This is a genomic window from Arthrobacter sp. Hiyo1, assembly GCF_001263615.2.
GTDB lineage: Bacteria > Actinomycetota > Actinomycetes > Actinomycetales > Micrococcaceae > Arthrobacter.
On record NZ_DF952475.1, the window covers coordinates 247,493 to 251,992 of the forward strand.

Below are 4,500 nucleotides of genomic sequence, written 5' to 3' on the forward strand. Positions count from 1 at the left end.
CGCTGGTCTACGGCGTGGGCATGAGCCCTGCGCAGGCCATTCCCACGTCCCTGCTGGTGGTCGGCGTCTCGTCACTGGCGGCCTTGATCCCGCGGTTCCGCGAGGGCATTAACTGGCCCGTGGTCCTGCTGGTCGGCGCCGCTGGCATCCCGGCAGCCTGGGGCGGCACGGCCATAGGAAGGCTCCTGGATCCGAACATCCTGATGCTCGCATTCGCAGCCCTGATGGTGATAGCCGGAATCCGCATGCTAACCCGCACCCGCGAAACCGAGGGCTCCTGCAGCACCGGGCCCACCCGGGCCTTCCGCACCTGCGCCCCCAAAGCCGTCGGCGTGGGACTCCTGGTGGGGTTCCTGACCGGACTCCTGGGCGTGGGCGGCGGATTCCTCATCACGCCGGCACTCACGCTGTTCCTCGGACTGCGCATGAAACAGGCCGTCGGATCATCCCTGGCCATCATCGTGATCAACTCCGTGGCAGGCTTCAGCGCCCACGCGGCCGGATTCACCATCGAGTGGCCGACCGTCCTGGCCTTCGCCATCCCGGCGATCCTCGGCTCACTCGTTGCAGCCCGGCTCGCCCGCCGGCTCAAAGAGAACCATGTGCGCGTCTCGTTCGCGGTGCTGATCTTCGCCGTCGCCGCCTGGGTCACGGCCAGCACCGTCACCGCCTGACACACCATCCCACACCCAAGCAAGGAGGCCACCCCATGGGCCTGATCAGTTCCCTGAAGAAAGTCCTTCACCAAGCCCTACAAAACAATCACCGTCGCCGAAGCGAAAGGACTCATGGCATCCGGTGCCACCCTGATCGATGTCCGTTCCACACGCGAGTGGCGCGGCGGCCGGGCACCCCAGGCCAAGCACGTCCCGTTGGACCGGCTGCAAATCAGCACGGCGGGAATCCAGAAGAGCCGGCCTGTCATCGCCGTGTGCGCCTCCGGTGTCCGCTCGGCCTCCGCGGCACGGTTCCTGGCCGGGAGGGGCTATGACGCCTATTCCCTCCGCGGCGGTATGGCGGCCTGGCGTCAAGCCGGCGAACCCATCCGATAAGTCCGAACCATCCGCCCAACCAGCCGAACCCCAGAAGGAGAACACACCATGGCTGAAATCAGCGTCACCGAAACCGCGCAACGCCGGGACATCGCCCGGATCCTGGATGTCCGCGAGGACTTCGAAGTCTCCGAAGGCATGATCCCCGGCGCCCTGCACATCCCCATGGACCAGCTGCAGGAACGACTCTCCGAACTGGACCCTGCCGTCCCCGTCATTGCGGTCTGCCGCAGCGGCAACCGCTCTGCCCGCGTCGCCGACGCCCTCAACGGTGCCGGCTTCAGCGCCGACACCATGACCGGGGGCATGATCGCCTGGACCCGGGCCGGCCTCCCCACCACCTGACCCTCCAGCCCTCCTGCCCGAGGCCATGGATCATTCAACCGCATTTCACCTTTGGAAGGACTCGAACCTGGTTATGGCAACCATCGACATCACCGAACAGAGCTTCGCCCAGGCCCTGGAGAACAACGGCATCGTTTTCGTTGACTTCTGGGCCGGCTGGTGCGGCCCGTGCCGCATGTTCGCCCCCATCTACGGCGCTGCCTCCGAACGGCACCCTGAAATCACCTTTGCCAAGGTCGACACCGAAGCCCAACAAGGCCTCGCCGCGGCCGCCGGGATCACTGCCATCCCGACCCTGATGGCCTTCCGCAACAAATCCCTGGTCTTCTCCCAGCCCGGCGCGCTCAACGCCACAGGACTGGAAGAAGTGATCCAGGAGGTAAAAAACCTCGACATGGCACGCCTCCGGGCCCAGGACGCACCGCAGCAGAGCTGAAACCAGGCAGCAGCACGGCACACATCCCCGGCCTTGAAATACCCTATGGGGTATTACTGTTTTCTTTAGAACACGGGGAACACATCCCCTCCCACCCGCTTTTCAGAAGGAGAGCACCAGATGCTTATCGAGCGCATTTACGATGAAGACCTCGCCCAGGCCAGCTACCTGATCGGCTGCCAGGCCAAGGGTGAGGCCGTTGTGGTGGACAGCCGCCGCGACATCGCGGTGTACCAGGATCTCGCCGCAAGGAACGGCATGAAGATCGTGGCCGTCACCGAAACCCACATCCACGCCGACTACCTTTCCGGCACCCGCGAACTTGCCGCTGCCACGGGCGCGAAGATCTACGTCTCCGGCGAGGGCGGCCCGGACTGGCAGTACGAATTCGACGGCGAGCGGCTGTACGACGGCGATGTGATCGCCCTGGGCAACATCAGTGTCCAGGCAGTGCACACACCGGGCCACACCCCCGAGCATCTGTCCTTCCTGGTCACGGACGGCGCGTTCAGCGACCAGCCCGGCTACCTGCTCTCGGGTGACTTCGTCTTCTCCGGCGACCTGGGCCGCCCGGATCTGCTTGATGAGGCAGCCGGCGGCGTCGACACCCGTTTCCTCGGGGCCAAGCAGCTCTTCGCCAGCCTGCGGGACAAGTTCCTGACCCTGCCGGACTTCGTCCAGGTCCACCCGGCCCACGGCGCCGGCAGTGCCTGCGGCAAGGCCCTCGGCGCGATTCCCTCCTCCACGGTCGGGTACGAGCGGCTCTACGCCTGGTGGGGCCCGTACCTGGCCGCGAATGACGAACAGGGCTTCATCAACGAACTCCTCGACGGCCAGCCCGACGCCCACGCCTACTTCGGCCGGATGAAGCACGAAAACCGTGAGGGACCGGCCGTCATGGGTGAGCGTACGCCGCTTACGGAACTGGACACTGCCGACGTCGCCAAGGACCTGGCGGCGGACAAAGTCACGTTCATCGACACCCGGCCCAACAACGAAGTCCATGAGGGAACTGTTGCCCGCTCCCTGAACGTCCCCGCGGGCAAATCAGTTGCCAGCTACGGGGCCTGGGTAGTGAACCCTGAGACGGACAAGAACCCGCTGGTGCTGCTGGCGCAGGACCATGACCAGGCCCAGGACATGTGGGACCACCTTGTACGTGTGGGCATTGACAACGTCGCCGGCTACGTCACAAGCATTGACGGGCTGCCCACGAGCACCCCGAAGCTGATCCGGCCCGAGGAACTCGAGGCTTCGACGCCGCCATGGTGCTGGATGTCCGCAACCGCACCGAGCACACCGCCGGCCATATCCCGGGCTCCCACCAGCTCAGCGGCGGCCGCGTCATGTGGCACCTCGACGAACTGCCCACCCAAGGCGCCATCGTGAGCTACTGCCAGTCCGGCGTCCGGAATTCCGTTGCCGCCAGCGCCCTGCGCCGCGCCGGGTACGACATCGTCGAACTCGACGGCAGCTACGCCGCCTGGGCCACCCGGAACCAGACGCACGAGTCCGTGTCCAGCAACTAAATCCAGGAAGCACCTGAAATGCCCGATTGACCGCCTGGGCGGCGGCCCGGAACGCCCGACCGCCGCCCAGCCCTTGTCCGCAACAACTGGAGTGCACAATGACTTCCGGCAACACTTCTTCACCGCAGCACGCCGGACAACACGACGGCATCACCCTGGGCCTGCGGCAGAACCTGGCCCAGTTCATGCTCCTGGTCGCCGTCAACGCCCTCGTCGGCGGAACCCTGGGCCAGGAACGGACAATCCTTCCCTTGCTCGCCGGGCAGGTCTTCCATCTGGAGCTCTACACGTCCGCCCTGACCTATATCCTGGCCTTCGGACTGGCCAAAGCCGCCACCAACTACCTCGCGGGCACCCTCTCGGACCGCTACGGCCGCAAACCGGTCCTGGTAGCCGGGTGGCTGGTAGCCGTACCGGTGCCGTTGATGCTGATTTTCGGCCCGTCCTGGGGCTGGATCGTGGCCGCCAACGTCATCCTGGGCATCAGCCAAGGCCTGACCTGGTCCACCACCGTCATGATGAAAATGGACCTCGTCGGCCCGGAGCGGCGGGGCCTGGCCATGGGCCTGAACGAAGCCGCGGGTTACCTCGGCGTCGCCGGAACCGCCCTGGCCACCGGATATATTGCCTCCTCTTACGGGCTCCGTCCCGGACCGTTCCTGCTGGGCGCCGCGTTCATTGCCGTCGGCCTGGGCCTCTCCGTGCTGACCGTCCGCGAAACACACCACCATGCCACGGCGGAAGCGGCCACCCACATTCCCGTCCGTGCAGGCCACAGTGCCGGGCTGGGCAACCGGGAAATCTTCATGCTGACCAGCTTCCGCGACAAATCCCTGTCCGCCGTCAGCCAGGCCGGCATGGTCAACAACCTCAACGACGGCCTGGCCTGGGGCCTGTTTCCAGTCCTGTTCGCCACTGCTGGGCTCGGCATCGAACGCGTCGGCATCCTCAGCGCCGTCTACCCGGCGGTCTGGGGAGCCGGGCAACTCGTGACCGGCGCCCTCTCGGACAGGACGGGACGCAAACCCTTGATCGTGGCCGGCATGCTGGTCCAGGCCGGGGCCCTGGCTTTGGTCGCCCTCGGCCACGACTTCGGAACCTGGCTCATCGCGGCCGTGCTGCTCGGGGCAGGAACCGC

General features: G+C 66.1%; 4 protein-coding genes and 2 pseudogenes. All 6 read left to right on the plus strand.

Going from position 1 to position 4,500, the window contains the following annotated elements; all coding sequences use genetic code 11:
• A partial coding sequence (locus tag AHiyo1_RS20140; RefSeq protein WP_059389759.1) for a sulfite exporter TauE/SafE family protein occupies window positions 1-674 on the plus strand: 674 nt, incomplete at its 5' end.
• A gap of 35 nt (window positions 675-709) precedes the next feature.
• Window positions 710-1,052, plus strand: a pseudogene (locus AHiyo1_RS20145) (rhodanese-like domain-containing protein).
• A gap of 48 nt (window positions 1,053-1,100) precedes the next feature.
• Window positions 1,101-1,397 carry a rhodanese-like domain-containing protein gene (locus AHiyo1_RS20150; RefSeq protein WP_059389760.1) on the plus strand — a complete coding sequence of 99 codons (297 nt, stop codon included), beginning with the start codon at window positions 1,101-1,103 and terminating at the stop codon, window positions 1,395-1,397.
• A gap of 73 nt (window positions 1,398-1,470) precedes the next feature.
• Complete coding sequence (locus AHiyo1_RS20155) at window positions 1,471-1,833, plus strand: thioredoxin family protein (protein WP_059389761.1); 363 nt, start codon at window positions 1,471-1,473, stop codon at window positions 1,831-1,833.
• Window positions 1,834-1,953: 120 nt separating this feature from the next.
• Window positions 1,954-3,362, plus strand: a pseudogene (locus AHiyo1_RS20160) (MBL fold metallo-hydrolase).
• Between the two features lie 98 nt (window positions 3,363-3,460).
• The coding region (locus AHiyo1_RS20165; protein ID WP_059389762.1) for an MFS transporter at window positions 3,461-4,500 on the plus strand (1,040 nt) is incomplete at its 3' end.

Excerpts from the sequence above, each read along its gene's own strand:
- AHiyo1_RS20150 (WP_059389760.1), top strand. The coding sequence starts at position 1,101 with ATGGCTGAAATCAGCGTCACCGAAACCGCGCAACGCCGGGACATCGCC.
- AHiyo1_RS20155 (WP_059389761.1), top strand. The coding sequence starts at position 1,471 with ATGGCAACCATCGACATCACCGAACAGAGCTTCGCCCAGGCCCTGGAG.